This window comes from Rhodococcus koreensis, assembly GCF_017068375.1.
GTDB classification, from domain to species: Bacteria; Actinomycetota; Actinomycetes; order Mycobacteriales; family Mycobacteriaceae; genus Rhodococcus_F; species Rhodococcus_F koreensis.
On the sequence record NZ_CP070609.1, the window covers coordinates 4197379 to 4221511 of the forward strand.

At 68.4% G+C, this 24133-nt stretch carries 25 protein-coding genes; 7 read left to right on the top strand and 18 right to left on the bottom strand.

What is annotated here, in order from left to right; translation table 11 throughout:
* Nucleotides 1–3: 3 nt before the first annotated feature.
* The gene (locus JWS14_RS19155) at nucleotides 4–654 is read right to left on the bottom strand and encodes a maleylpyruvate isomerase family mycothiol-dependent enzyme (protein WP_095865392.1); all 651 of its coding nucleotides are present in this window, start codon (nucleotides 652–654) and stop codon (nucleotides 4–6) included.
* Between the two features lie 149 nt (nucleotides 655–803).
* Here JWS14_RS19155 and JWS14_RS19160 point away from each other — a divergent pair, with 149 nt between their 5' ends.
* Genes JWS14_RS19160 through JWS14_RS19170 form a run of 3 tightly spaced genes read left to right on the top strand, consistent with a single transcriptional unit; the run spans nucleotide 804 to nucleotide 2835 of the window.
* A complete protein-coding gene (locus tag JWS14_RS19160) occupies nucleotides 804–1673 on the top strand; it encodes a TIGR04222 domain-containing membrane protein (RefSeq protein ID WP_206014102.1) in 870 nt (289 codons plus the stop codon).
* Nucleotides 1670–2515 (top strand): MbnB/TglH/ChrH family RiPP precursor modification enzyme, encoded by an 846-nt coding sequence (locus JWS14_RS19165; RefSeq protein ID WP_206014103.1) that lies wholly within the window; start codon nucleotides 1670–1672, stop codon nucleotides 2513–2515. Before JWS14_RS19160 ends, JWS14_RS19165 begins: the two co-directional genes overlap by 4 nt.
* Nucleotides 2512–2835 carry an SCO6045 C-terminal-like domain-containing protein gene (locus JWS14_RS19170; protein ID WP_371851553.1) on the top strand — a complete coding sequence of 108 codons (324 nt, stop codon included), beginning with the start codon at nucleotides 2512–2514 and terminating at the stop codon, nucleotides 2833–2835. The genes JWS14_RS19165 and JWS14_RS19170 overlap by 4 nt, the downstream gene beginning before the upstream one ends.
* On the opposite strand, the gene JWS14_RS19175 is transcribed toward JWS14_RS19170, so the two are convergent.
* Nucleotides 2816–3778 carry an alpha/beta fold hydrolase gene (locus tag JWS14_RS19175; RefSeq protein WP_072942556.1) on the bottom strand — a complete coding sequence of 321 codons (963 nt, stop codon included), beginning with the start codon at nucleotides 3776–3778 and terminating at the stop codon, nucleotides 2816–2818. The genes JWS14_RS19170 and JWS14_RS19175 overlap by 20 nt on opposite strands.
* A 122-nt stretch (nucleotides 3779–3900) precedes the next feature.
* On the opposite strand from JWS14_RS19175, the gene JWS14_RS19180 reads away from it, so the two are divergent.
* On the top strand, nucleotides 3901–4656 hold the full coding sequence (locus JWS14_RS19180) for a GntR family transcriptional regulator (protein ID WP_072942558.1): 756 nt from the start codon (nucleotides 3901–3903) through the stop codon (nucleotides 4654–4656).
* Nucleotides 4657–4749: 93 nt separating this feature from the next.
* Here JWS14_RS19180 and JWS14_RS19185 read toward each other — a convergent pair whose 3' ends face one another.
* Nucleotides 4750–5451, bottom strand: coding sequence for a phosphonatase-like hydrolase (locus tag JWS14_RS19185; RefSeq protein WP_072942559.1), 702 nt, complete (start codon nucleotides 5449–5451; stop codon nucleotides 4750–4752).
* Nucleotides 5452–5500: 49 nt separating this feature from the next.
* On the bottom strand, nucleotides 5501–6643 hold the full coding sequence (locus JWS14_RS19190) for a TIGR03364 family FAD-dependent oxidoreductase (protein WP_206014104.1): 1143 nt from the start codon (nucleotides 6641–6643) through the stop codon (nucleotides 5501–5503).
* 185 nt (nucleotides 6644–6828) lie between these two features.
* Here JWS14_RS19190 and JWS14_RS19195 point away from each other — a divergent pair, with 185 nt between their 5' ends.
* On the top strand, nucleotides 6829–7638 hold the full coding sequence (locus tag JWS14_RS19195; RefSeq protein ID WP_206014105.1) for a CPBP family intramembrane glutamic endopeptidase: 810 nt from the start codon (nucleotides 6829–6831) through the stop codon (nucleotides 7636–7638).
* 9 nt (nucleotides 7639–7647) lie between these two features.
* Here JWS14_RS19195 and JWS14_RS19200 read toward each other — a convergent pair whose 3' ends face one another.
* The 7 genes from JWS14_RS19200 to JWS14_RS19230 all read right to left on the bottom strand — a co-directional run bounded on the left by JWS14_RS19200 (nucleotide 7648) and on the right by JWS14_RS19230 (nucleotide 15696).
* On the bottom strand, nucleotides 7648–8751 hold the full coding sequence (locus tag JWS14_RS19200) for a DUF6777 domain-containing protein (RefSeq protein WP_206014106.1): 1104 nt from the start codon (nucleotides 8749–8751) through the stop codon (nucleotides 7648–7650).
* 70 nt (nucleotides 8752–8821) lie between these two features.
* Entirely contained in the window at nucleotides 8822–9196 is a 375-nt protein-coding gene (locus JWS14_RS19205) for a nuclear transport factor 2 family protein (RefSeq protein ID WP_072942565.1), read from the bottom strand.
* Nucleotides 9197–9357: 161 nt separating this feature from the next.
* Nucleotides 9358–10767: an MFS transporter gene (locus tag JWS14_RS19210; protein WP_206014107.1), complete on the bottom strand. Its 1410-nt coding sequence runs from the start codon at nucleotides 10765–10767 to the stop codon at nucleotides 9358–9360.
* A 74-nt stretch (nucleotides 10768–10841) separates the two neighbouring features.
* On the bottom strand, nucleotides 10842–11570 hold the full coding sequence (locus JWS14_RS19215; protein ID WP_206014108.1) for an enoyl-CoA hydratase/isomerase family protein: 729 nt from the start codon (nucleotides 11568–11570) through the stop codon (nucleotides 10842–10844).
* A gap of 4 nt (nucleotides 11571–11574) precedes the next feature.
* Nucleotides 11575–12774 (bottom strand): acyl-CoA dehydrogenase family protein, encoded by a 1200-nt coding sequence (locus JWS14_RS19220; protein ID WP_206014109.1) that lies wholly within the window; start codon nucleotides 12772–12774, stop codon nucleotides 11575–11577.
* 19 nt (nucleotides 12775–12793) lie between these two features.
* Nucleotides 12794–14866 (bottom strand): acetate--CoA ligase family protein, encoded by a 2073-nt coding sequence (locus JWS14_RS19225; protein WP_206014110.1) that lies wholly within the window; start codon nucleotides 14864–14866, stop codon nucleotides 12794–12796.
* Complete coding sequence (locus tag JWS14_RS19230; RefSeq protein ID WP_206014111.1) at nucleotides 14863–15696, bottom strand: SDR family NAD(P)-dependent oxidoreductase; 834 nt, start codon at nucleotides 15694–15696, stop codon at nucleotides 14863–14865. The genes JWS14_RS19225 and JWS14_RS19230 overlap by 4 nt, the downstream gene beginning before the upstream one ends.
* Before the next feature lie 254 nt (nucleotides 15697–15950).
* Between JWS14_RS19230 and JWS14_RS19235 the strand changes: the two genes are divergently transcribed.
* Nucleotides 15951–16580 (top strand): TetR/AcrR family transcriptional regulator, encoded by a 630-nt coding sequence (locus tag JWS14_RS19235; RefSeq protein ID WP_005249163.1) that lies wholly within the window; start codon nucleotides 15951–15953, stop codon nucleotides 16578–16580.
* Between the two features lie 36 nt (nucleotides 16581–16616).
* The gene (locus tag JWS14_RS19240; RefSeq protein ID WP_206014112.1) at nucleotides 16617–17516 is read left to right on the top strand and encodes a DMT family transporter; all 900 of its coding nucleotides are present in this window, start codon (nucleotides 16617–16619) and stop codon (nucleotides 17514–17516) included.
* A 21-nt stretch (nucleotides 17517–17537) separates the two neighbouring features.
* On the opposite strand, the gene JWS14_RS19245 is transcribed toward JWS14_RS19240, so the two are convergent.
* From JWS14_RS19245 to groL, 7 genes are all read right to left on the bottom strand, one after another.
* Nucleotides 17538–17900, bottom strand: coding sequence for a hypothetical protein (locus JWS14_RS19245; protein ID WP_072942577.1), 363 nt, complete (start codon nucleotides 17898–17900; stop codon nucleotides 17538–17540).
* Nucleotides 17897–18139: a hypothetical protein gene (locus JWS14_RS19250; RefSeq protein WP_072942579.1), complete on the bottom strand. Its 243-nt coding sequence runs from the start codon at nucleotides 18137–18139 to the stop codon at nucleotides 17897–17899. Before JWS14_RS19250 ends, JWS14_RS19245 begins: the two co-directional genes overlap by 4 nt.
* A gap of 198 nt (nucleotides 18140–18337) precedes the next feature.
* On the bottom strand, nucleotides 18338–20086 hold the full coding sequence (locus JWS14_RS19255; RefSeq protein ID WP_095865403.1) for a sigma-54-dependent Fis family transcriptional regulator: 1749 nt from the start codon (nucleotides 20084–20086) through the stop codon (nucleotides 18338–18340).
* 190 nt (nucleotides 20087–20276) lie between these two features.
* Complete coding sequence (locus tag JWS14_RS19260; RefSeq protein WP_095865404.1) at nucleotides 20277–20597, bottom strand: hypothetical protein; 321 nt, start codon at nucleotides 20595–20597, stop codon at nucleotides 20277–20279.
* On the bottom strand, nucleotides 20594–21964 hold the full coding sequence (locus tag JWS14_RS19265; protein WP_072942585.1) for an FAD-binding oxidoreductase: 1371 nt from the start codon (nucleotides 21962–21964) through the stop codon (nucleotides 20594–20596). Before JWS14_RS19265 ends, JWS14_RS19260 begins: the two co-directional genes overlap by 4 nt.
* A 48-nt stretch (nucleotides 21965–22012) precedes the next feature.
* Nucleotides 22013–22339 (bottom strand): putative quinol monooxygenase, encoded by a 327-nt coding sequence (locus tag JWS14_RS19270; RefSeq protein ID WP_072942586.1) that lies wholly within the window; start codon nucleotides 22337–22339, stop codon nucleotides 22013–22015.
* Nucleotides 22340–22451: 112 nt separating this feature from the next.
* Nucleotides 22452–24101, bottom strand: a complete 1650-nt coding sequence (gene groL, locus JWS14_RS19275; protein WP_072942588.1) for a chaperonin GroEL — start codon at nucleotides 24099–24101, stop codon at nucleotides 22452–22454.
* Nucleotides 24102–24133 lie beyond the last annotated feature (32 nt).

Genomic DNA, 24133 nt, shown 5'->3' on the forward strand with positions numbered 1-24133 from the left:
CGGTCAGAACGGCCACGCGGGGACGGGCGGCAGGCCCTCCCGCGTGGGGCGTCCGACGACCCAGGCCAGCAGTTCGGTGCGCGGAAGTTCCGGCGCCCGGACCTCCGGGTATCGGACGGCCAGCGCGGGTAGCTCCGATTCCAAGGTGTGCTCCACGAAAAGTTCCGGCCAGTCGGCCGCCGTGTAGTCGAGGCCGAGGTCCACGTGGTGGATCTCGAGTTCACGCCATCGCAGCACCGGCACCTGACGCGCCGGCACCCGCTGACGCCAGTTCACCGGCGTCTCGTACAGATCTTCGGTGATCCCGCGCAGCGACTCGATCACCCGCCGGCCCGCGAAGCGGAAATCGGCCACCAGTAGTTCCGCCGGACGCCCGGCCCCCTCCTCGATCGCCGCGGCCCGTGCGGCCGGACCGCCCGGGTACATCTCGGGCGCGGCCTCGCCGGTGAGCACCCCGACGGCGAATCGGTGGAGCGCATCGGCGTTCCTCGCGAGGTGCGTGACGACATGCCCCCGGCTCCACCCCGGCAGCAGCGACGGCCCCCGCGCCTGATCGTCGGTCAACCCCGCCAGCGCGGCCTCCACCGTCCGGTGTGATTCGGCAACAGCATCGAGCAGTTCGACATACGACAGTGCGGGCCCCGGTGACGTCATGCAGACGATGCTCCCACAACTCGACCACGGCGAAGTCCCAGGATCCCGATAACGGAACGGTGACGATCGGCTTCCGGCGGGTGCATCTGGGACAATCGTACTGATACTGAGATCGACTGTCGGACAACGTGGTTGAAAGGTGGTGTGTGATGTACAACGAATCCGCTACGTGGGGGATACCGAGTGAGACCTTCCTGGTGATCTACATCGCCGCCGCCGTGCTCTCGGTCGGGCTGGCTCTGTTTCTCCGTTCCCACGGCAACCCTCCCGCGCCGACCGCCGGTGTTCGCCTCGACCCGGTGCAGACCGGCATGCTGACCAGCGACGATCGCGCCGTCGCCGCATCCCTGACGCTGTTGCGGGGAGCCGGCATCATCTCCGACGACGGCACGATCCTGCGGGCGTGGGGAGTCCCCGACAACGCCCTCGGGTGGTTCACGCGCGCCGTCTACGACGAACTCGCCTCCGGGCGCGGCGCCCTCGGCAACCTTCGGCTCCCAGGCCGGTTGCGGGCCCCACTCGACGAGTTGCGGACCATCCTCGTCGCGCAGGGACTGCTCACCGGAGCCGAGCAGAAGGCGTGGAACCGCCGGGCGACCATCCCGATCCTCGTCGTCGTGGCCATCGGCGTCGCACGCCTCGTCGCCGGGTTCGCCGCGGGCAAGCCGATCGGATTCCTGCTGGTCGCGGTGGTGCTGCTCTCGGCCTCACGTGAGCTGGTTCGACGGACCGGCCGCAGGACGCGCCAGGGGACGGCGGAATTGCAACGACTGCGCCGCGAACACTCGTACCTGTCGCCGCGGATGCGCCCGTCCCTGACCGCATACGGTCCGACGCCGATCGCGTTGTCGACGGCACTGTTCGGGATGGGTTCCGTCGCCCTGTTCTCGCCGGGGTTCGCGAGCGCGGCCGGCATCTCCGACAGCAGCAGCGGCGGCGGCGACAGTGGCGGCGGGGACAGCTCCTCCTCCTGCGGCGGTGGCGGTGGCTGCGGCGGCGGAGGCGGGTGCGGGGGATGACCGTCCTGATCGAGCCGGGCCTCGGCATCGGCTGGCGGCCGGAGATCTGCGGGATCATCGACCGACTGGACGGCCTGCGGTTCTGCGAGGTGATCGCCGAATCGCTGCCGGCACGCCGACGCGGGGTCGACGTTCCGGACGAGCTGCGGTCGCTGGGGGTTCCCGTCGTCCCGCACGGCATTTCACTGTCGCTGGGTGGCGCCGAGCCCGTCGAGCAGCACCGGATCGAGCACCTCGCGCGGTGCGCCGACGCGCTCGGGGCACCGCTCGTCAGCGAGCACGTCGCGTTCGTGCGGGCGGGCGGTCTCGAGGCCGGGCATCTACTGCCGGTACCGCGCTCGGCGGAGGCGCTGGACGTGTTGGTGCGCAACGTCCGGCGCACGCAGGAGTGTGTGCCGGTGCCCCTGGCGGTGGAGAACATCGCGGCCCTGTTCGACTGGCCGGACGACGAGTACTCCGAGGGTGAGTTCCTTGCCGAACTGGTCGAACGCACCGGGGTCCACCTGCTGCTGGACGTCGCGAACGTCTACGCGAACGCCCGCAACCGCGGCCGCGACGCCGCCGAGGAACTCCGGCGGCTCCCCCTCGAACGCGTGGCGTACTGCCACGTCGCAGGCGGATCCGAACGGGACGGCGCGTACCACGACACCCACACCGACCCGGTGCCCGTCGAGGTGCTGGACCTGGTCCGGGAGTGGGCATCCGGGGGCGCCCCCGCGATGATGCTCGAGCGCGACGGGAACTATCCGCCCGCCTCGGAGTTGTTCGGCGAACTGGATGCGATAGCGGACGCGGCCGGTTTCGAGCGGATCACCCGGGGCGCCGAATGGAGCCTGTCGTGACAGGGCTGGCCGATCGGCAGGCGGCGCTGGTGCGGGCTCTCGTTGCGTCGGGGGAACCGCCCGAGGGATTCGACCGCGACGCACTCGGCATCGCATCGAAGGCATTGCTGCGCAAGCGGTCCGGCGAGGTGGGTGAGTGCATTCCGCACGTCCGCGCAGCATGCGGCGAACGATTCGTCGTGCTGTTCACCGCCTGGGCGGAGGGCAGGCCGAAGGTGAGCACGCGCGCCGACGCCGCGGCGTTCACCGCGCACCTCGAATCGATCGGCGAACTGCCCGCACCGACGCGGCGGCGCCTGTTCAGCCTGCGGCGAAATTGAGCAGCAGCTCGTTCACCTCTTCGGCCCGTTCCAGCTGGACGAAGTGGCCGGCGCCGTCGAGGAGGTGCACGCCGCGCAGGTCGGGGACGGTGTCGCGCATCCGGTCGAGTGCCTGCGCACCGCTCATCGCGACGACGGGATCGTTCGCACCGGCCACGAACAACGTCGGCACCTCGATCTGGGCCACCCCGACTCTCGCGGCGCGTTCCCAGTTGGCGTCGTAAGCCCGGTACCAGTTCAGGCCGCCGGTAAATCCCGTCCGGGTGAAGACCTCCACGTAGTGCGCGAACTCGTCCTCCGTCAGCCACGACCACGGCAGGGGTGGGGCGTCGGGCAGCACGTCCAGGTACCCGTTGCCTTCCGACGGGTGCTGCCAGATGTCCAGGTAGCGGTAGTCGCCCGACAATGCGTAGAACACTCGCTGCAGGAAGCCACGGGGGTCGCCGTCGAGTTCGCGGTCGGCGACACCCGGTTCCTGGAAGTAGTGGATGTGCAGGAAGTGCTTGCGCGCCAGCGACGCATAGAGTTCCGACGGGCGCAGTGGGAAACGATCGGGCATGTAGGGAACGGACAGCAGCACCAGCCCGGACACGCGTTCGCGGTGACGCAGCGCGACGGTCCAGGCCACCGGAGCGCCGAAGTCGTGGCCGACGAACACGGCACGGTCGAGTCCGAGGGCGTCGAGCAGACCGATCAGTGCGTCCGACACCCGCTCGTTGGTGTAGTCGTCGATGTCGCGGGGCACGTCGGTGCCGCCGTAGCCGGGCATGTCCGGGGCGATCGCGCGGTACCCGGACGCCGCGAGGGCCAGCATCTGGTGCCGAAAGCTGTAGCCGAGGCCCGGGAACCCGTGGCACAGGATCACGGGCGGACCGTCACCCAGCTCGCTGATTTGCCAACGGAATCCGTCGACCGTGATCGATCGCTCCGTCGACGTCGCCATGCTCCGAATCCCTCCACCGGCTGGAACGCGTTCTCGCAGTGTACCGTAACGGCGACGCCACTAGAATGCACTTGATTCGCAGTGGTAACCGTCGACCGACCGGGGAAGTGGAGTGATGCGCAATGGTGGAGGCACGCTCCCGCCATGAGTTCGTCGCGGTCCAGCTCCGGCAGCGCATCATGCAGCGGCAGTACGCGGTGGGAGAGTCTCTGCCGAGTGAGAGCATGCTGTGCGCAGAATTCGAGGTGTCGCGCGGCCCGGTGCGCCAGGCCCTCGCGACGTTGAAGAACGAGGGGCTCATCCAGCTGTCCCAGGGCAAGCCGGCCGTGGTCCGCAGCCACGACATCACACAGACGCTGGACACGTTCACCCCGTTCACCCAGTGGGCGCGGCGCACTGGCCGCACCGCGGGGAGCCGCACGCTCGAGATCTCCCGCCGCCGGGTGTCCGAACCCGCCGCCGCCGCATTGGGAGCGGACCCGGACGACTTCGTCGTCGAGGTTCTCCGCGTCCGACTGCTCGACGGCGAACCGACGATGCTCGAGCGGAGCACGTTCACCGACCGCGTCGGCTCCCTGCTGTTCGAGTTCGACATCGACTCCGGGTCGATCACCGACTACCTCACCTCCCGCGGCGTCCGGTTCGAATCGATGGAGCACGTACTCGACGCCGTCGCCGCCGCCGAGGCCGAGGCCGAACATCTCGGCATCGCCCCCGGCAGCCCCTTGCTGCGGGAACGCCGGACGTCGCGGGATCAGCACGGCGACATCTTCGAGTACGCCGACGACCGGTACCGGCCCGACCTCGTCGCCTTCAGCATCGTGAACGCCCGGACCGTCGACCCGCGGGTCCCGCCGGGCGACAGCAACGGCCTCTAGTCGGCGGCCGGCAGGCGATTCCGGTGCGACGAACGGGACGCTCGTTCGATCTGACGCAACGAGCGTCCCGTTCGTCGCGGAGGCGGGGGCGGATCAGGCGCTGCGCAGCCGGTCGAGCAGACCGGGCAGGTCCGCGACGCTGTCGAGGACGTGGGTGGCCCCGGCCTCGGACAGCTGGGTGGCGTCGTGGGCGCCGGTGAGCACACCGACGGAGGCGCGGGCTCCGGCGCGCAGGCCGGTGGTGATGTCCGACGTGGTGTCGCCGAGCACCACCATGGACTGCACGGACGGGGCGCCGGCGCGCATCAGCGCGGTCAGCGGCATGTCGGGAAAGGGGCGGCCGCGGACGCCGTCACCGGGACAGAGCACGACGTCGGCGACGTCCTCCCAGCCGAGCGCGCGGATGATCGACATCTGCGTCTCGTGGGCGAACCCGGTGGTGAGCGCCGTCTTGATGCCCTGCTCCCGCAGGGAGCCGAGGAGTTCCTCGGCTCCGGGAACGGCGCTGCACCGGCCGTCGTCGACGAGTTGCGCGTAGCAGCGTTCGAATTCCTTGTTCGCCGCCTGCGCCTGTTCCTCGTTTCCGCCGCTGAGGTGGCGGAAGACGACGATCTTGGACTGGCCCATGGTGTCGGAGACGTACTCGAGCATCCGCCGCCGATCGTCGTCCGTCTTCGACAGCCCGGCATGCGCGTCCGCGGCGAGGAAGGACTGCTGCACCAGCCCGCTGTCCTCCACGGTGGTGCCTGCCATGTCGAAGACGACGAGGCTGATGTCCCGGTGATGTGTTCCCATTGTCGTGGTCCTCTCGAATCTCGGTGAATGTGCTTGTGGGATAACTTGTTCAGTGCTCTGATGCGACTTCGCGGCCGAAGACGTGGTCGATCCGGTCCTTCGCCAGACCCATGCCGGTCGTCATGCCGATACCGGTGGTGACGGTGACGATGTGCACCCCGTCGAGGGGCTCCTCGATCAGGAACTCCGAGTCAGGGGCCGAGCTGTACACGCCCTGCCAGCGCGCGGTGACGGTGACGTCCGGGACGCCGAACAGGGCGGCGGCCTCGCGGATCAGCACCTCGAACCCCTGCTCCGCCTGGAACGGCTCCGCCGAAATATCACGGATGTGGGTGTCTCCCAGCAGGATCGATCCGTCGGGCTGTGGGGTGTACATCTGGTGGAGGTCGAGGTCGGCGTAGTCGGGGTGCTCCGCGCGCAACCGCGCCGCGAGTGCCGCCGTCGTGGGCAGTTCCGCGAAACCGCTGTACCGCACGAGCGACCAGCCGGTGAACAGCGGCCCGGGCAACGGTGCGGGCAACGGCATCCTCGCGCGCAGCATGTGGAGCCGGCACCGCAGGAGCCCCCGGCGCTCGGCCTGCTCCGGGAACAGGCGGTCGATGTCGTGGTTGACGGTGACGAACACCGTCTCCGCATGCAGATCGCCCCGCGAGGTGTGGACCACTCCGGTGCCGAATCCGGCTGCGGCGGTGCGCCAGAAGAAGTCGACGCCGGACGCGTCGAGCCACCGCGCGATGGCGGGGGCCGCCTCCCGCGGGTCGACCTGGAGGTCGCCGGCCAGATACATGCCTCCGACGACGCGATCGCCGGAGACGGGGAGCGCGGCGAGGATCCGCTCGCGCGGCAGCAGTTCCACCTCGGCAGGTCCGCGCCTGTCCGCGAACTCGGTCATGACGGCCATTTCGTCGTCGTGCCGTGCCACACAATATGTTCCGGACTCGGAGATCCAGAACCCCGCCTTGCGCGACAGGTCGAGCCAGTGGTCCCGGCCGGCCAGCGCGTAGTCGCGGGCGACACCCGACTGGGCGGTGATGCAGACGTGGCCGAAGTTCTGGACGGATGCGCCGGCGACGCGGTCGGCATGATCGATCACCGCTACCGACAGGCCGCGGTCGAGCGCGTGGTAGGCGTGCGCGAGACCGAGGATTCCGGCGCCGACAACCACCACGTCGTAGCGTCGTTGATGTGTCATGAATTCCACCTTGGCCCCCGGACGCTCAACTTGTCAATACAAGTGGTTCGAGTTCACCACAGGTATAGATAAGTTTCCGTCCGTTCACCGTCCGTTGCGGGTCGGTGCGGGCGCGCCGGGTGGCACCGGCAGGCGGTTGCTGCGAAAATTGCCTCTCGCGTCCACCCACCGCAGAGGGGCGAATGATGAGTGGTGCTTCCGGATCCAGTTCCGTCCCCGTCTACGAACCGGCGTCGCCCGGCGACCGGTTCGGACCCCTGATCGAACGCCGCGACGACACCGACTTCCCGTTCTACAACGGGACGCCCACAGCGCTGTCGACGCGGCAGTGGATCCTGATGTGGGTGTCCGTCGTTGTCGGATTCGCGGCCCTGGTCCTCATCCCGCAACCCGGCAATCTCGTGGCGCTGATTCCGCGGATTCTGTTCGTCGGCATCCCACTCGTCGTGCTGGCGATGGTGACGCGGGAGCACTGGACCGCACTGTTCCGGAAGGTGCACGGCCGGGACGTTCTCACGATGATCGGCTTCGCGGTACTCAACCTCGTGGTCACGTCCGCGCTGGCGCTGATCGTGCAGGCCCTGTTCGGGGTGGCGTCCAACGAAGCCGTCGAGGATGCAGGCAAGGGTGGCGTGCTCGACACGGCCGCGTTCTACGTGGGAACCGGGATCCAGTTGGTGGGCGAGGAAGTCTTCACCATCGTCCCGTTCCTCGCGTTGCTGTATTTCCTGTACGCCAAGGCGAAGCTGTCCCGCAAGACGGCGATCGTCCTCGCCTGGCTGCTCAGCGCGGTCTGGTTCGGCGCCGCGCATCTGCAAACCTACGACTGGAACTTCGCTCAGGCGTTCATCGTGATCGGCGGGGCCCGGCTGGTGCTCACGCTCGCGTACATCCGCACCAAGAATCTGTGGGTGTCGACCGGCGCGCACATCATCAACGACTGGACGCTCTTCACCCAGGCGATCGTGATCAACGCCGCGCTCGTCACCCTGTAGGCGAGCTCGTCAGTTCGGAATCGGGATGACGATCGGCGGCAGACCCGGTATCTGCACCTGAATCTGTTGCGGCGGAGCGGGCACCGGCGCGGGAGCCGGCGGCGGGTTGTACACCGGCGGCTCGGGTGCGGGCGGCGGCACGGCGACGGGTGCCGGCGGCGGGGGAGGTGGTGGCGGCGGCGGTGGCGGAGGCGCGGGTTCCGGGGAGGGGACAGGCGCGGGCCGGGGAGCGGCCTGCTGCACCACGGCGGGCGGCGAATCGACCACCGGCGCCTGGGCTTCCACGGGGGCTACCGGATTCGGGCGCTCCGCGGGCTGCTGCGGACCGGAGCCTATCGGCACCGACGACAATCCGCCGGTCATCAGGTCGACCACGGCCACTTCGGTCATCGCCAGGTTGGAGGGCTGCACGACGTACAGCCGGTCCTGCTGGAAAGTCGGCCACGGATCGCCCTCGAGTTTCGCGTCCTGGTTCACCACCGGGGACAGCAGCGGGCTGCCGCGCATGCACCGGACGCGGGGAACGCCGTGGTCGTCGATCAGCACGATGGTCCCGGCCTGGAGCACCGACTGGAATGCCGTCGCGTGGCCGTCGTCGAAGCCGTGATTGGTGACGCGGGTGTCCGCGCGGAGCAGGACGGGGGTGAGGGTCCGGACGTAATTGCGCACGTCATCGACCTGGAACACACTCGACCAGGCCTCCAATCTCGCCGGATCCCCCTCGAGGTCGTCGACGAGACGCTGCCGGTCGCAGAGCACCCGGTCGGGGCTTCCGCCGTAGAGTCCGGCGCGGTCACCGATCACCCGGATACCGGCGGCCCGGGGCTCGCCCGGCAGGTCGGTTCCGGGCGGGCCGAACGGGACCGTCGTCGGCGTCTGCGGCGGGAGCAGCACCTCGGTCCACGGAAGTTGTCCCTGGTCGGTGGCCCGATCGAGGTCGATCGGGTCGGGGTTGCCCCCGGAACCGGAGGAGCATGCCACGGCCACCGCCGCGGTGAGGGCCCCAAGCACCGCCAGCCAGCTACGCGGTGCGCGCCCGGGGCGCGTACCGGCTCGAACGACTCGTCTGCGTCGGGCACGCCGTGCAGCCGGCCCGGCGTCGTCGGTGGCCACCCCGCCATCGTAGGCACAGTCGCTGATCGGCCGGGCCGTATTGCGGTGTGGTTGCCGGCCCGGCCGTCGGTCAGCCGGTGATCATGTCCTCTTGCGACCAGAACGCCCGCATCGACGTGATCTTGCCGTCGTCGTCGAAGGTCATGACGTCGATCGGCGCGATCTCGAGCTTCTGCTCACCGAGGTCGGTGACGAGGGAGAAGTGGAACGCCGCCGAGTTGCCGGCGATCTTCAGCGTCAGGAGTTCGCCGGTCTGCTTCAGCGGTTCGATCACCCCGTAGAACTCGTGCAGCGATTCCACCGAGGTCCGCGGCTCGGTGCCCACCGGGTCCTCCACGGTGGCGCCCTCGGCGTACAACGCGACGACGTCGGCGGCGGTCCCGGTGGCCACCGCCTCGATGTACCTCTCGACGGTCTTGCGGATGTCTTCTGCGGACGGTGCCATGATGCGACTCCTCAGTCGGATAGAACGTGTTCTAGCCGAGAGAGTAACGCAGCACTGCGCCGGTGGGGAGCCCCTTCTCCCAGGCAGCGGGACGTGACCGCGCAGGGGTCCGCCCCTGCCGACGGGAGCGAAGGTCGGCAGGGGAGGAGGAAGGCGATCTCTCAGGTTCGCGGCGCGGACGCCTCCTCCAGCTTCTCCAGCCGCGGAGCGCTCCTCCCCGTCACCGGCGCCGCGGACACGGACGACACCTCCTCCAGCGACTTGCCCTTGGTTTCGGGCGACATGAAGAAGCAGATCACGAACGCGACCGCCGTCAGGACCGCCCCGAACAGCATCGTGGTGCCGGTGCCCAGCGAGGAGATGCTCAGCGGCAGCAGGTAGGTGCCGGTCGCAGCGCCGAACCGGCTGACGGCGGTGGCGATTCCCACGGCCGTAGCCCGGAACTCCGTGGGGAAGAGTTCGTTCGGGTAGATCCACACCAGGATGCTCGGGCCGCCGGAGATGAACGCGTACGCGCAGAAGGCGGCGACGACGAACCAGAGCGGTCCGTCCGCCCACAACCACAGCCCGGCCAGCGGAATCACCATCAGCGCCAACGGGACCACGGCGATCGGGCGCCGGCCCCACTTCTCGACCAGGAACAGCGCGGGAATGGATCCGGCGACGATGAGCCCGATGATGACGGTCTCGACGATGAGCCCCGCGGAACCGTCGCCGGAGATCGAGAAGCCGGACAGGATCGTGGGCAGGAACGTCAGCAGCGCGTAGAGCGGGGTGACGACCGCCAGATACAAAGCGCTGCACATGATCAGCCGGGCGAGGTACTGGCCCCGGAAGTAGATCTTGATGTCCGCCTTCGGCTTGTCGGCGGTGTCTTCGACGGTGACGGTGCTCAGATCCAGCTTTTCGCCGTAGATCTGCTCGACCACGGCCTCCGCGTCCGCGACCCGGCCGTTCTTCAGGAGCCACCGCGGCGACTCCGGGATTCCGCGCCGCACGAGGATCACGATCAGGCCCAGAACCGCACTCGACGCGAGCAGCAGACGCCAGTGGTCGTTGCCGCCGGAGATTCCGACGACGAGCGCCCCGACCACGTAGGCGGCCACGGCGCCCGCCGACCATGCGACGGCGGACATCCCGACCATCGCGCCGCGTTTCCTGGTGGGGGTGAACTCGGTGAGGAGCGAGGTGGCGATGGGGTAGTCCGCACCGATGGCCGCGCCGATGACGAACCGCAGCACGATCAGCTGCCACGGCAACTGGACGAACACCGACAGCACGCACGCGACAACCAGCACCACCAGGTCGAGGGCGTACATCTTCTCCCTGCCGACCCGGTCGGTGAGGAAGCCGAACACGGTGGCGCCGAAGAAGATACCGATCAGCGAGGCCGCACCGATCAACCCCGCCTCGGCCGTCGTCGGGTGTAGCTGCTCGTGCACGCCGAGCAGGGCCACGCCGATGATGCTCATGACGTACCCGTCCAGGAATGGTCCGCCACAGCACGCGATCAGGAGCTTGGTGTGGAACCCGCGTTTGGCGGGTCTGTCCATCACGTCGAAGGAACTCATGTCGTCTCCACTACGTAGATTGGTGCCGTCACCCTCGGGGTGGCGGTCGAGTCGGCCGTACTCGGCCGGTACCGCTAAGGGGTTGTCTTGTTCAGCGCCGAGTAGGCGAGTTGCTCGAGCAGCAGCGACGCGTGGTGCGGGGCGTCCGCACTGACATCCAGCACCTGCTTGGTGATGCTCAGCGCCAGAGGCGAATACGCCGCGAGTTCGTGCGCGATGCTCAGGGCCTGCTTCACGTGCTCCGCCGGAGGGGCGATCTCGCTGACGACGCCCCAGCGTTCGGCGTCCGCGTGATCGAAGCGCCGACCGCGCAGGACGAGGTCGCGGGCACGGCCGGCCCCGACGATGCGGGTGATGCGGGTGACGCCGCCGGAGCTGGGGAGGATCCCGATGCCGATCTCCGGGAACCCGAAGACCGCGGCCGGATCGGCGACCCGGATGTCGGTGGCGAGGGCCAGTTCGAGGCCGCCGCCGAGGCAGTAGCCGGTGATCGCGGACACCGTGGGCTGGGGGAGCGCCGCGAGCGCCTCGTACACCGACCCGGAGGTCCGGTAGTACTCGGCGATCGCCTCCGGCGTCATGTCCCGCAGTTCGGTGACGTCCGCGCCGGCCGAGAACACCGAGTCGCCCCCGGTGACGACCACGGCCCGACTGGACTTCACCTCGGGTGAGCCCAGCGCGGCGAGCAGTGCGGCTTCCATGTGCGTGGACAGCGCGTTCCGCTTCTGTTCGCGCCGGAGGGTGACGACGGCGACGTCGCCGTCCCGGCGCACGTCGACGGTTCCGGTGTTCTCGGTCGGCATCGTGTTACTTCTCCCCGGCCTCGTAGCGGAAGGACAGCAGGTTCTTGAGACCCCGCTTGTTGGCCTCGTTCGCGATGACCAGGCGCTGGATCTCCGACGTGCCCTCCCAGATGCGGTCGACGCGCAGTTCGCGCCACAGCCGCTCGACGGGGTAGTCGCGGATGTAGCCGCGGCCGCCGAAGATCTGGACGGCCCGGTCCACCACCCGGTTGGACGCCTCGGAGGCGGCGAGCTTCACGGTTGAGGCCTTGGCGTGCAGGGTCTTTCGAAGGTCGGCGTCGTTCGGGTCGGCCTGGTCGAACTCCCACGCCACCTGGTGGGTGAGCGCCCGGTTGGTGGTGATGTCCACGACGGAATCGGCGATCATGCCCTGGATCAGCTGACGGTTGATCAGCGGCTCGCCGCCCTGCACCCGCTCCCGCGCCCAGTCGACGGCCAGGGTCAGCGCCCGCTCGGCCGCACCGATCGTGCGTGCGCCGATCATCAGCCGCTCCTCCGTGAACCAGTCCCGGGTGAGGTCGTGGCCCTGCCCGATGCCGCCGAGCACGGCGTCCGCGCCGACGCGCACGTTCTCGAACGTGAACTCGGGGTGCTCGTAGACGAACGTGTGCGTGTAGCGGGGGATGTGCTTGATCTTCACGCCCGGGGTGTCGACGTCGATCAGGAAGATCGTCGCAGCGTGATCGGGTTCGACGTTGGCCAGCACGATGAGGTAGTCGGCGACGTCGCCGACCGTGACGAACCACTTCTCGCCGTTGATGATGTAGCCGCCGTTGCCGTCGGGGGTCGCGGTGGTGCTCGCCGCGGAGAAGTCCGAACCGGCGTTGGCCTCGGAGATCGCGACGGCGTCGCGGCGGTCGCCGCGGGCGCCGGGGATCAGGTAGCGCTCCCGCTGTTCGGGGGTCGCGTGGGTCAGCGGGTTCGCCGGCCGCCACACCGTGTCCCACAGCGCATTGGTGAGCTTGCCGAGTTCGTCCTGCACGACGGCCTGCTCGAGCACCGTCAGTCCGGCTCCGCCGTATTCGACGGGGGTGTTGATCGCCTGCAGTCCCGATGCGAGGACGGCCACCTTGATGGTGGCGTGGGATTCGTCGGAGATCCCGTTGTTGCGTTCGCACTCGTCCTCGAACTGCATGATCGTGTCGGTCAGGGCGCGGGCGCGCTCCTTGAGGTCGGCGAGGCGGGGGCTGTATGCGAATTCCATGGTTCAGAACTTCCTTGTGTCAGTTGGTGTTCGATGAGTTCAGGACGATGCGCGCGTCGAGTCCGAGGGCTTGCTTCGGGGTGACGAGCAGGGGGTTGATCTCGAGTTCCGCGATCTCGGGGTGTGCGGTGGCCACGGCCGTGATCGCGGCGACGGCGTCCGCGGCGGCGTCGAGGTCGATCGGCGGCCTGCCGCGCACCCCTCGGAGCAGAGCGGACGCCCGCAGGTTGTCGAGCAGGCCGCGGGCGGTCTCCGCGTCGACCGGCGCCAGTGCGAAGGACACGTCGGCGAGAACCTCGGTGAAGATGCCGCCGAGACCCACCATCGCCACCGGACCGAACCGCGGGTCGGTCTGGACCCCGACGATGAGTTCGACGCCCTCGCTCAGGTCGGCCATCGCCTCGACGCAGTAGGCGGACGCTCCGAGCGAGGCGTCCATGCGGGTGAACGCGTCGGCGAGTTGTTCCGCCGACCCCAGACCCAGGGCGACCCCGCCGGAGTCGGACTTGTGCAGCAGGCCCATCGCTTTCAGGACCACCGGGAATCCGACGGTTTCGGCCGCCGCCACCGCCTCGGCGCAATTCTGCACCAGACGCGCTGCGGGGAATTCGACGCCGGCGGCGCGGAACAGTTCACGCGAATCCCAGTACGCGTCGCTGGTCACCGAGACGGACGGCAGGCTGTTCGTACTCGTCCGATGTTGCGGCGCAGCGGTTTCGGCGATGACGCCGAGCGCCCCGGCGGCGTCCTCCACCGCACGGAAGACGGGGACCCCGCTGTCGGCGAGCACCCTCGCCGCGGCGCTGTCGGGATGCATCGTGTGCACGACGACCGGCTTGCCGTGGGCACGCGCCGTTTCCGCCATCGCCCGGGCGGTGTCGATCTCCTTGCGCGCCAGGTTCTCGCCGTAACTGCCGTAGCCGCCGAAATATCCGGTGAGAAGCACGGAATCGACCGCCGGGCTCTGCAGGATGGTGTCGAGGACCGAGACGAACGAGGTGATGTCCTGTTCCCCGGCGCCCGCGAGGTCGACCGGATTGGTCACTCCGGCGGACGGCGGCAACAGGTCGCGCAGTGCGCCGCTGATGTCGGCGGGGAACTCCGGAACCGTGAGTCCGGCCGCCTCCACCACGTCGGACGCGACACCCGCGTGCCCGCCGCCGTCGGCGACGACACCGACCCGGCGCACCTCCGCCGGTCCGTACCCGAGGAGTGTCGCGGCGACGTCCGCCAGCTGCCGCGGACTCGACACCCGGTACACCCCGGCTGCGCGGCAAGCCGCGTCGATGACCGCGCTGTCGGACGTCAGCGATCCCGTGTGTGACTGCGCCCCGCGGATGGAGGCCTCGCTGCCACCCACCGTCAGCAGCAGCACCGGCTTTCCGGCCCGCGACGCCTGGGCGGCGGCATCGACGAACGCCCGCCCGTCGCCGAAGTCCTCGCAGTACACGGCGATGAGTTCGGTCTCGTCGTGCTCTACGCACGAGCGGATGAGGTCGGCGGCGCCGAGGTCCGCCTGGTTCCCCAGCGAGGCGAACCGGGAGAACCCGTGTCCGCGAGCCTCGAGGAACTGGCTGAGTTCGAGTGCCATGTTGCCGCTCTGCGAGAGCAGCGCGACCCGTCCGGCGGGCAGCGGGTTCGACGCCAGCGTCAGCGCGGTGCTCGAATCCAGCACACCCAGGCAGTTCGGCCCGAGGAGAACCGCTCCGGCCGCCCGCACCCGCGCCACCACCCGATCCTGCACCGCCTTTCCGGCAGCGCCGAGTTCGGCGAAGCCGGCGGTGACACCGACGATCGCGGTGGCGCCCGCCGCGAGGGCGTCGTCCACCGCCTCCTCGAAACCCTGTGCCGGAACGGTGATGACGACGAGGTCGACCCGTTCGTCGAGTTCCGACAGGCTCCGGAGCGACGGCTGACCGAGAATGCGCTCGCCGCGCCGGTTGACGAGGTGGACCGACCGGTGGCCCGTCATCCGGAGCGCCTGGACGCTGATCCAGTTGCCGTACTTGGTTTCGTCGTTGCTCGCACCGAGGACGGCGACCGACCGCGGGTCGAACAGTGCCGTGAGGTCGCGGCCGGTGATCGTGCTCATCGGGTCTCCTCGACCTTCGGTGCGGGGTGGCCCGTGCCCCAGGCGTCGGCGCCGCCGTCGATCACCAGCGTGGTCCCGGTGACGTAACTGCCTGCGGGCGAGGCGAGGAACGTGACGACCCCGGACACGTCCTCGGCCGTGCCCAGGCGTCCGAGCGGCACCGCCGACGTCCACTGCGCGCGGGCCTCTTCCGTGTAGTTCTCCTCCATGCCCTCCGTGGCGATGGTGCCGGGGGCGATGCAGATCGACCGGATTCCGTACCGGCTCCACTCCAGCGACAGTCCGGAGGCGAGATTTTCGAGGGCCGCGCGGGCCGACGTCGCGTGGACCATCGATGCGATCCCCCGGCGCGGGGAGAACGCCATGAAGAAGATGCATCCCGACCGCTGCGGAATCATCGCTCGGACGGCGACCTCCCGGGTGACCGCCCACGTGGCGTCGACGGCGAGACGGTGAACGGCGCGCCACCCCTTGCTCGTGATGTCCTCGGCAGGCGCCGCGAACTGACCGCCGGCGTTGTTGACCAGAATGTCGATGCGTCCGAACCGCTCCAGGGCCCGGCCGACCAGGGCGGTCACCTGCTCTTCGTCGCGAATGTCCGCGGGCACGGCGAGCGCCCGTCCGCCCAGTGCCTCGATCTCGGCGACGGTCTTCTCGAGGGGCTCGGGCCTGCGGCCGCTGATCACGACGTCGGCTCCACACCGCGCCATGTCCAGTGCGATCGCGCGCCCTATCCCGGTGCCTCCACCGGTGATCAGTGCCACCCGCCCGCGATGGACGTCGGGGCGCAGCACCTGCCCGGCGCCTCCACCTGGGTTCTCACATTCCATCGAGCGTTCGCCTCTCGTCGCTACTGTTCCGACCAATGGGGTCTGACTGATGCATCAGTTATACCGTGATCCAGCCCACAGATGTCAAGGGTTGCGTCGAAACTGATCCGACGATCAGATGTGAATTTAGCGTGATTACCACCATTTACCTGCTGTTATGCGCGTTCAGATCGGCCGTTGACGATTTCCGGGTCCGGAAACAGCTGTCTGACTGATGCGTCAGTTTGACGCGTATGATTTGATGAATCAGTCAGATGACAATCGAAGGAGGGACAGTGACCGCTCAACTCACCGAGGACGCGCGCCGAACGGCGATACTCGATGCTGCGGCTCAACTGATCGCCGAGCGCGGATACCACTCGGTCCGCATCTCCGACATCGCCCAGGTCGTCGGCACCAGCACCGGGGCGGTGCACTACTACTTCCCCGGCAAGAGCGACGTCCTGACCGCGGCCCTCCGCCACGCCATCGACAACGCCTTCGACCGGCAGAGCCGTGAACTCAAGGCGATCGACAACGCCCACGAACGACTGCTCCGCCTGATCGACATGCAGTTGCCCCGAGTCGGGCCGCTGCGCGACGAGTGGTCCATCTGGTTGCAGTTCTGGGCCGAGGCAACGCTCCGACCCGAACTCCGCCCCTTCCACAACACGTACTACGCGCGCTGGCACGAGACCGTCGTCAAGATCGTCCGGCGCGGACAACGGCAGGAAATCTTCCGCACCGACGTCGACCCGGAGACGATCGCGCAGCGACTGACCGCGCTCACCGACGGGACCGCCATCCAGGTCCTCACCGGCGCACCGAACATGACCGTCGCCGCGATGAAAGAGGTACTCGTGCAGTTCGTCCACGACGAACTCGTCGCGCCGCGCACATGGTGACCCGGCCTCCGCGGGCCGCCCGGCGCGTTCGGGCCCATGGTCGCTAGCACCACGGAACGGCGGACGCGCGGCGGCGGTGCGGTCGCCTGGGGATGCGGTGCCGCCTCCGCGATCGCGTACGGACTCACCCCCACGTTCGCCGCGATCGGCTACGCCGGCGGCGTGTCACCGGCCGTCCTCGTCTGCCTCCGCAGCCTCGTCGGTGCCGCACTGCTGTTCCTTCTCGCCTGGTCCACCGGAAGGCTGAAGGGCGTCACCTGGAAGTCCGCCGTCGGACTGTGCTGCGTCTGCGGCCCGCTGTTCGGCATCCAGTTGCTGTGCTTCTTCGCCGCGGTGCGGGTCACCGGTGCCCAGATCGCGGTCGTGATCGTCCACATCTACCCGCTGTTCGTGATGGCACTCGTCTGGGTGGTCACCCGGAACAGGATCAACCGCGGTCAGCTGGTGCTGGCCGTCGCGATGTCCGGCGGCATCGCACTCGTCGCGGGTGCCAGCACCTCCGCGGTCGCCGTGAACGGGGCGGTGCTCGCCCTCCTCAGCGCCGCCGGGTACGCGCTGTACCTGGTAGTCGGGGAACGATGGGTGCACCAGGTCAGCCCCGTCGCCGCGGGCGCACTCGCATCACTCGGCGCCGGAATCGCCACCGGCGCGATCGCCGTCGTCGACGGACAGTCCTGGACGTTCGCACCCAGCGGGTGGGGGTCCATCCTGGTCCAGGGACTCCTCCTGATGCCCATCGGGATCGGCTGCTCCTTCATCGCCGTGCGCGCACTCGGATCGGCGTCCGTCGCCCTCCTCGGGCTGCTCGAACCGGTGGTCGGGGTGCTCGCCGCACAGGCTCTGCTGGGCGAGCAACTGTCCCCACCGCAGTGGGCGGGGATGGCCGTGGTCCTCCTCGCGTCCGCGGCCCTGCCCGCGTGCGCTCCGCGCCCGTGAGTACTTATTAACCGCCCGTGGTTAATAAGTACTCACGGGGGCGAAGCCCAAACTGGCACGACAGGCGACCACCAGACGCGCGGTGGCCGGGCTGCCACCGTCACCGCAGGCCGGGCAGACCATCGTGACCGTCCGTGTCACCTCGTCCACGGTCACCGTGAGCGGCACGGCGCATCGACGGCACCAGCGGTGCCGGGTGATTGCGTTGACGTGGACCGGCGAGGCGACGCACTGGTGGATCCACCGCCGGTGCAACGGACACGTCGTGCGGTCGTCCGGGGACAGGCGCTGCGCGTCCTCGGCGGCGTCCTCCCGCGCGAGTTGATCATTCAGTGTCGCGTGGCGAAGGCGCGGGGCCGGCCGGATCGTGCAGGGGGTTGTCATGGGGTCACCTCGACGAGATCGAACCGGGAGTGCAGTTGCGCCCACGTCGTGCGACGGCGGCCGTCGGGAGTGCGGTAACCGCTGCCCGGCTCCGGAACCCAGGTTCGCATGAGATCGTCACGTACGGCGGGACGGTCGGCGGGTTCGGACGTGTGCGCCAGCCCGGCGACCAGCCACACGCGGGCGGTCTTGCAGTGCGATTCCGAGCGGGTCACTGCGCCAAGCGGATTCGTGTTCATGGGTCGTCCTAGTCCACTCCGGCCGCGGATCCGTACCCGAAAGGGGTTGCTCGTCGACGAGTCGAGATCCGCGTGGGTTTTTCTGTCTGACCTCATGTTCCGCCGACTGCGGCGCGGTGACTGTCTCATTTCCTGACACGAACGGAGGGATGACAATAGAACGGAGGGATGACAATAGGTTGTCTGACGAACGGCGCGTCACACGTCGATGCCGAATTCCTTGATCTTGCGGTAGATCGTGGCGCGCGAGATGCCGAGAGCTGTTGCCGCGGCCTTCTTGTTGCCGTGGTTCTCTTCGAGGCTGCGCACGATAGCGTCGCGTTCGAGGGCTTCGATCTGGGTGAGGGTGTGCCGGCTCAGGGCCCGGCACATCGGGGGCAGCTGCTCGACTTCGACGACGCCGGAGCGCTGACGTTGGACGACCTCGTGCAGGACCTGCCGGAGTTCGGTGACGTTTCCGGGCCAACTGTACTTGCAGAGTTGGCGCATTGCCGCAGGCGAGAGGGACAGCTCCGCGCCGCGACCGAGTTGTCGTAGCAGATGCGGTACCAGACTGTGCAGATCGTCGATGCGATGCCGGAGGGCCGGCATCGTGACGGTGTGGCTGAAGTGGGGAAGGAGCAGTGCATCGAGATCGGTGTTGTGATCGGTGCCGCCGATGGTCGCGCCGATCCATCCGGCATGTTCGCGCCCTTGGATCAGGTCGGCGACAACCCGCTGCTGTGGCTCGCTGAGCAGGTCGATGTCGCGCAGGATCACGCTGAATCGTTCCTGGTCGAGTTCCTGTTCGAGGGCCGGCAGCGCAGTGCCGTCGTCGGAGAGTTCGGCTGCCGTGAAGATCCGGGTTCGAATGGGAATATGCTCGACGGCAACAGCTTTGAGAGCGGATCCGCGACCACTTCCGGGCTCACCCGACACGATGACCCACTGCTGCTCGCGTGCGCAGCGAGCGATCTGCTGGCAAGTGCGGCGCCAGGACGCGCTGGTGCCGGTGACGCCGGGAAGCACGGCGCTTGCCGGTGCAGAGGCGACAGATGATGTGGGGACGTCGAGGAGATGTACGTAGAACAAGGCCATCGGCCTGCGGGCTCCGAGCCCGAAGTCCTCGATCGAGGACAACCTGGCCGTCTGACCGCTGGGCAGGGCGACGATATGCCGATAGGTGGCGTTTACGCTGCTCAGGTCGACGGCGTGTTCGAGTAGCGCTGCCTGATCCTGGGCGTCCAGCGCCACGCGAAGTCGTCGGTTGACGAGGACGACATCGTCTCCGAGCGCAAGCACCCCGGTCTGCGGCGATCGGCGACACGCCTTGAGATACGCGTTGAGCAACGAGGTCTGGTCGGCGCTGGCCTGCGCCAGGAGACGGCCTTCGATCTGAGCCGTGGCGGATTTGGCGAGCGTGGCCAGCAACGGGCCGCCGTCCTCTACCCAGCCGGTGAGATCGAGTGCACCCACGAGAGTGCCGGACATCGGATGGGTGATCGGGACACCCGCGCAGGCCAGTTGCCCGAGGCAGTCGGCATAGTGTTCGGCGCCCGTGACGAGGGTGGGCTGGCGGGTTTCCAGGGTCGTGCCGATGCCGTTGGTGCCGGCGAACTCTTCCGAGTAGCTGTATCCGGGTATCAGTTGGACGTCGTCGAGGGTGCGATTGAGTTGCCGGCTGGCGGTGATCCTGGTCAGGATCACTCCGTCAGCCGACGTCAGGATCACGCTGACCGGTTCGTCGACCAGGCCGTCCGCTAGTTGTCGCAACACGGGTTCGGCGGCCGCGACGAGAGGACAGTCCAGATTCGGCTCTCGGACGAATGGGAGGTCGAGCTGATCGGGGCTCACCTTGAGCGACTTCGATCGTTGCCAGGAGAACGAGATGGGTTGGCGAACGGAGCTGTCGAGATCGTTGTCGGCGAGAAACAGCTCTCGCGCCTTCTGCAGGTCCTTGGTGGTCATGCCGTGTTTACGCCCCGTTTCTCCACAGGTCTATGAACCTGAGCGTACGTCGTCTCGATGTGAGACGCGTCTCAATATGAGACGGTCCGTCGGGGGGTGTTCGACCGCTGCCCGGGTACCGGTCAGTACTTCGAGGACGCTGGCGAGGTCGGCCGGTGTGAGGGTGCCCGGAACCGGAGGAGGGCCGGGTTCAGTGGCGGGACGGCCGCGCCGCCGTCCGGGGTGCGCTGTCATGGTCGGGGCCTTTCGTCGCAGGGTGGGGCGGATGATCGATCTGCTGTATGCGCTCGGTGCAGACGGCGAGAAGACGGTGCCGGAGTGAGGCGTCGAGGGGCGAGAACCGACGCCCGGCCAGGACCTGCAGTCGTCGGAAGTACCGCGCCTCCGTCCAGCCGAAGGTCATGAAGATGTCTTCGGCGTTGCCGCCGCCGAACACCGCCCACCGTGTGCCGAATTCCAGGACCAGGTCGTCGTCCCGCGTCGACCGGGCATGCAGGGTCGTGGTCGTCATATCGCGCGGCCCGGGTTCAGAATTCCGGTCGGGTCGAACGCCGCCTTGATGCCTGTCATCAGGGATCTCTCCACCGAGCCGATCATGGGTTCGAGGTAGCGGCGTTTGAGGCTGCCGACGCCGTGCTCGCCCGTGATCGATCCGCCCAGCGCCAGACATCGGGTCACCATCTCGTCGAAGGCCCGATGGGCCCGGTCGGCGGAGTCGGGGTCGGCCGCGTCGAACACGATCGTGGGGTGGAGGTTCCCGTCGGCGGCGTGCCCGAACGTGCCGATGAGCAGTCGGTGGCGGTCGGCGATCCGGGTAATGGCCTCGAGCATGTGCGGTAGCCGGGGGACCGGCACGGCCAGGTCGTCGAGCAGGGTGCTGCCGCGGCGTTCCAGGGCGGTCAGCGCCACACGGCGCGCCTGCATGAGGGCGTCACCTTCGGCGGCGTCGGTGCTCACGTACAACTCGGTGGCCGCGGCGGCGCGGCAGGCGTCCGCGCTGCGCTGGGCTTCCGCCTCTGCGGCGTCACCGTCGCACTGGATCAGCAGCAGCGCGCCGGCCGTCTCGTCGAGACCCATGTGGGTCATGTCGTTGACGGCCGCGATGGTGGTGCGGTCCATGAGTTCGACCAGGCTCGGGTCGGCCACCGCCTGAATCGCCAGCACCGCGTCGACCGCCTGGACGGTATCGGGGAAGGCGGCGGCGACGGTGGCCGTGTGCACCGGCGTCCGGCGCAGCCGCATGGTCGCCTCGACGATCACCGCCAGGGTGCCCTCGGACCCGACCAGTAGTCGAGTCAGGTTCAAACCGGCCACATTCTTGCGGGTGACGGCGCCGGTGTGGATGATCCGGCCGTCGGCGAGGACCGCCTTGATCCGGGCGACGTGGTCGCCGGTGACCCCGTATTTTGCACAGCAGGCGCCGCCGGCGTCGGTTGCGAGGTTCCCGCCGATCGTGGAGATGGCGCGACTGCCGGGGTCGGGGACGTACCACAGTCCGCGCGCTGCCGCCGCGGTCGCGAGGTCACCGTTGATCACTCCCGCCTCGACCGTGGCGGTGCGGGACTGTTCGTCGACGGCGAGGATGCGGTCGAGTTTCTCGGTACTCAGCACGAAGCAGCCGTCGATAGCGTTTGCTCCGCCGGCCAGCCCGGTGCCCGCACCTCTCGTTACGACCGGAATACCATGTCGGTGCGCTGTTTTCAGAGTCGCGACGACATGGTCGACGGTCCGGGCGCGGACGACGGCGAGCGGAAGCCCGGACGGGCAGAGTAACGCCTGATCGCGGGTGTAGGCGATCATGGTGTCGCTGTCGGTTACCGCGGCATCGCCCAGTTCCGCGATCAGATCCGCGACGGGGCCGCTCGTCACGACCGTCATGCCTTGTCCTTCCCTGCCGGCCGGATGTGATGCGCCGGCTCGGATCGATTACGAGGTGATTTCCAGTTCGCCCATGCGGGACCAGTCGGTACCGGGTAGGTCGGTGTGGATGATGCGCGGTGTCTCACTCAGCGCGGGACGCATCGCGTCCAGTCCCTTCCGGAAGTGGTCGGCGGCGACGTGGTCAGAACCGGCCTGCCCGTCCCGGAACGCCTCGATCAATACGAATTCGGCGGGGTCGTCGGCGCTGCGGTGCCACTCGAACCACAGATTGCCCGGTTCGGATCGGGTCGCGTCGGTGAACTCCTTGGTGACGAGCAGCCAGTCGTTCTGATGCTTGTCGAGGACCTTGAACTTCACCACGATGAAAATCACGATGCTTCACTTTCTTTCGGGCATACGGGCGCCGGAGGGGTGGGTTTGCGCGAGCAGCGAGAGCGGGTCACCGCCTCGTCAGACGGTCGTGGCGGCGACCCACTCGGCTGCATCAGTAAATGTTCGACGGGCGAACCATGCCTTCGGCGAGATCGCCGAAGCCGGGCGCCATGATGGCGCCGGGATTGCCGATGATCTCCTCCACCACAGCGGTTTCGGTGGTGATCAGCAGTGCCGCGATCGAGGCCGCACTTTCGAGTGCGGCGCGGGTGACCTTGAACGGGTCGATCACCCCGTCGTCGAACATGTCTCCGTATTCACCGGTGAGCGCGTTGAATCCGTGCCCGAGCGGGAGACCGGCGACCACCTCGACGACTTCGTCGCCGTCGAATCCGGCGTTGATCGCGATCCAGCGCAGCGGTTCGGCGAGGGCGCGCCGTACGACGTCGCACCCGATGGCCTCGTCTCCGGACAGGTCGAGGTCGGAGAGTGCCCGGTGTGACTGTGCCAGCGCGGTGCCACCGCCGGAGACGATGCCCGCCTCCACCGCCGCGCGGGTGGCGGCCAGGGCGTCCTCGACGCGCAGCATCCGCTCCTTGAGTTCGACACTGGTCGCGCCGCCGACGCGGATGACGGCGACCCGCCCGGTGAGCCGGGCGATACGCAGTTCGAGGCTTTCCTGATCTGCCTCGATCTTGGCGCGCTCGAGCTGGGACTCCAATTGGGCGATGCGCGCGTCGAGGAGGCGCTGGTCGCCGTGGCCACCGACGATCGTGGTCTCGTTCTCGGTCACCGTGATCCGGTCACACGAACCGAGATGCTCGACGCTGACCTCGGACAGTTCGATCCCGGTGTCCTTGGCGATCACGTGCCCACCGAGCGCCACCGCGAGGTCTTCGAGCTCGGCGACCCGACGGTGCCCGAAACCGGGGGCCCGAACGACCACCGACTGCATCGTCTTGTGCATGTTGCCGCCGACGAGCAGTTGCAGGGCCGGTCCGTCGACCTCCTCGGCGAGCACCACCAGCGGCCGGTCGGCGCGCTTGGCGACCTCGACGGCCGGCATGATCTCCTGGACCTGGGTGATCTTCTTGTTGGTCAGCAGGATCAGCGGATTGGTGTGGACCGCTTCCATCCGCTCCGGGTCGGTGACCATGTACCCCGAGGTGTAACCGTGGTCGAACTCGATGCCGTCGACGATGTCGACCGACAACCCGAGGGTGTCGCTTTCCTCGGTGGTGACCACTCCGGACTTGCCGACGTAGTCGACGGCCTTCGAGATGGCGTGTCCGATCACGTCGTCGTCGCTGGCGGCGAGCGTCGCGATGCGTTGCAGATCGCTCTGGCCGCCGATCTGCGAGGCCTGCTCGCGGAGGGAGTCGACGACGACGGAAACGGCTCGTTCGATGCCGCGTCGGACCCGCATGGGGTTGGCTCCGGCCTCGACGGAGCGCAGCCCCTCACGGACCATGGCCTGGGCGAGCACGGTTGCGGTGGTGGTGCCGTCGCCGACGACACCGTTGGTCTTCATCGCCACCTCCTTCACCAGCTGGGCGCCCATGTTCGCGAACGGTTCGCGGAGCTGGATCTCGCGCGCGATGGTCACGCCGTCGTTGGTGATGGTCGGCGGCCCGGTGAGTTTCTCGAGCACCGCGTTGCGCCCCTTGGGGCCGAGGGTCACCTTGACCGCGTCGGCGAGGGCGTTGACGCCGTGTTCGAGTCGGGCTCGGGCGTCCGTGTTGTACCGCAGCTCTTTTGCCATGGCTGATGGTCCTTTCCTACTTTTCTTATGCG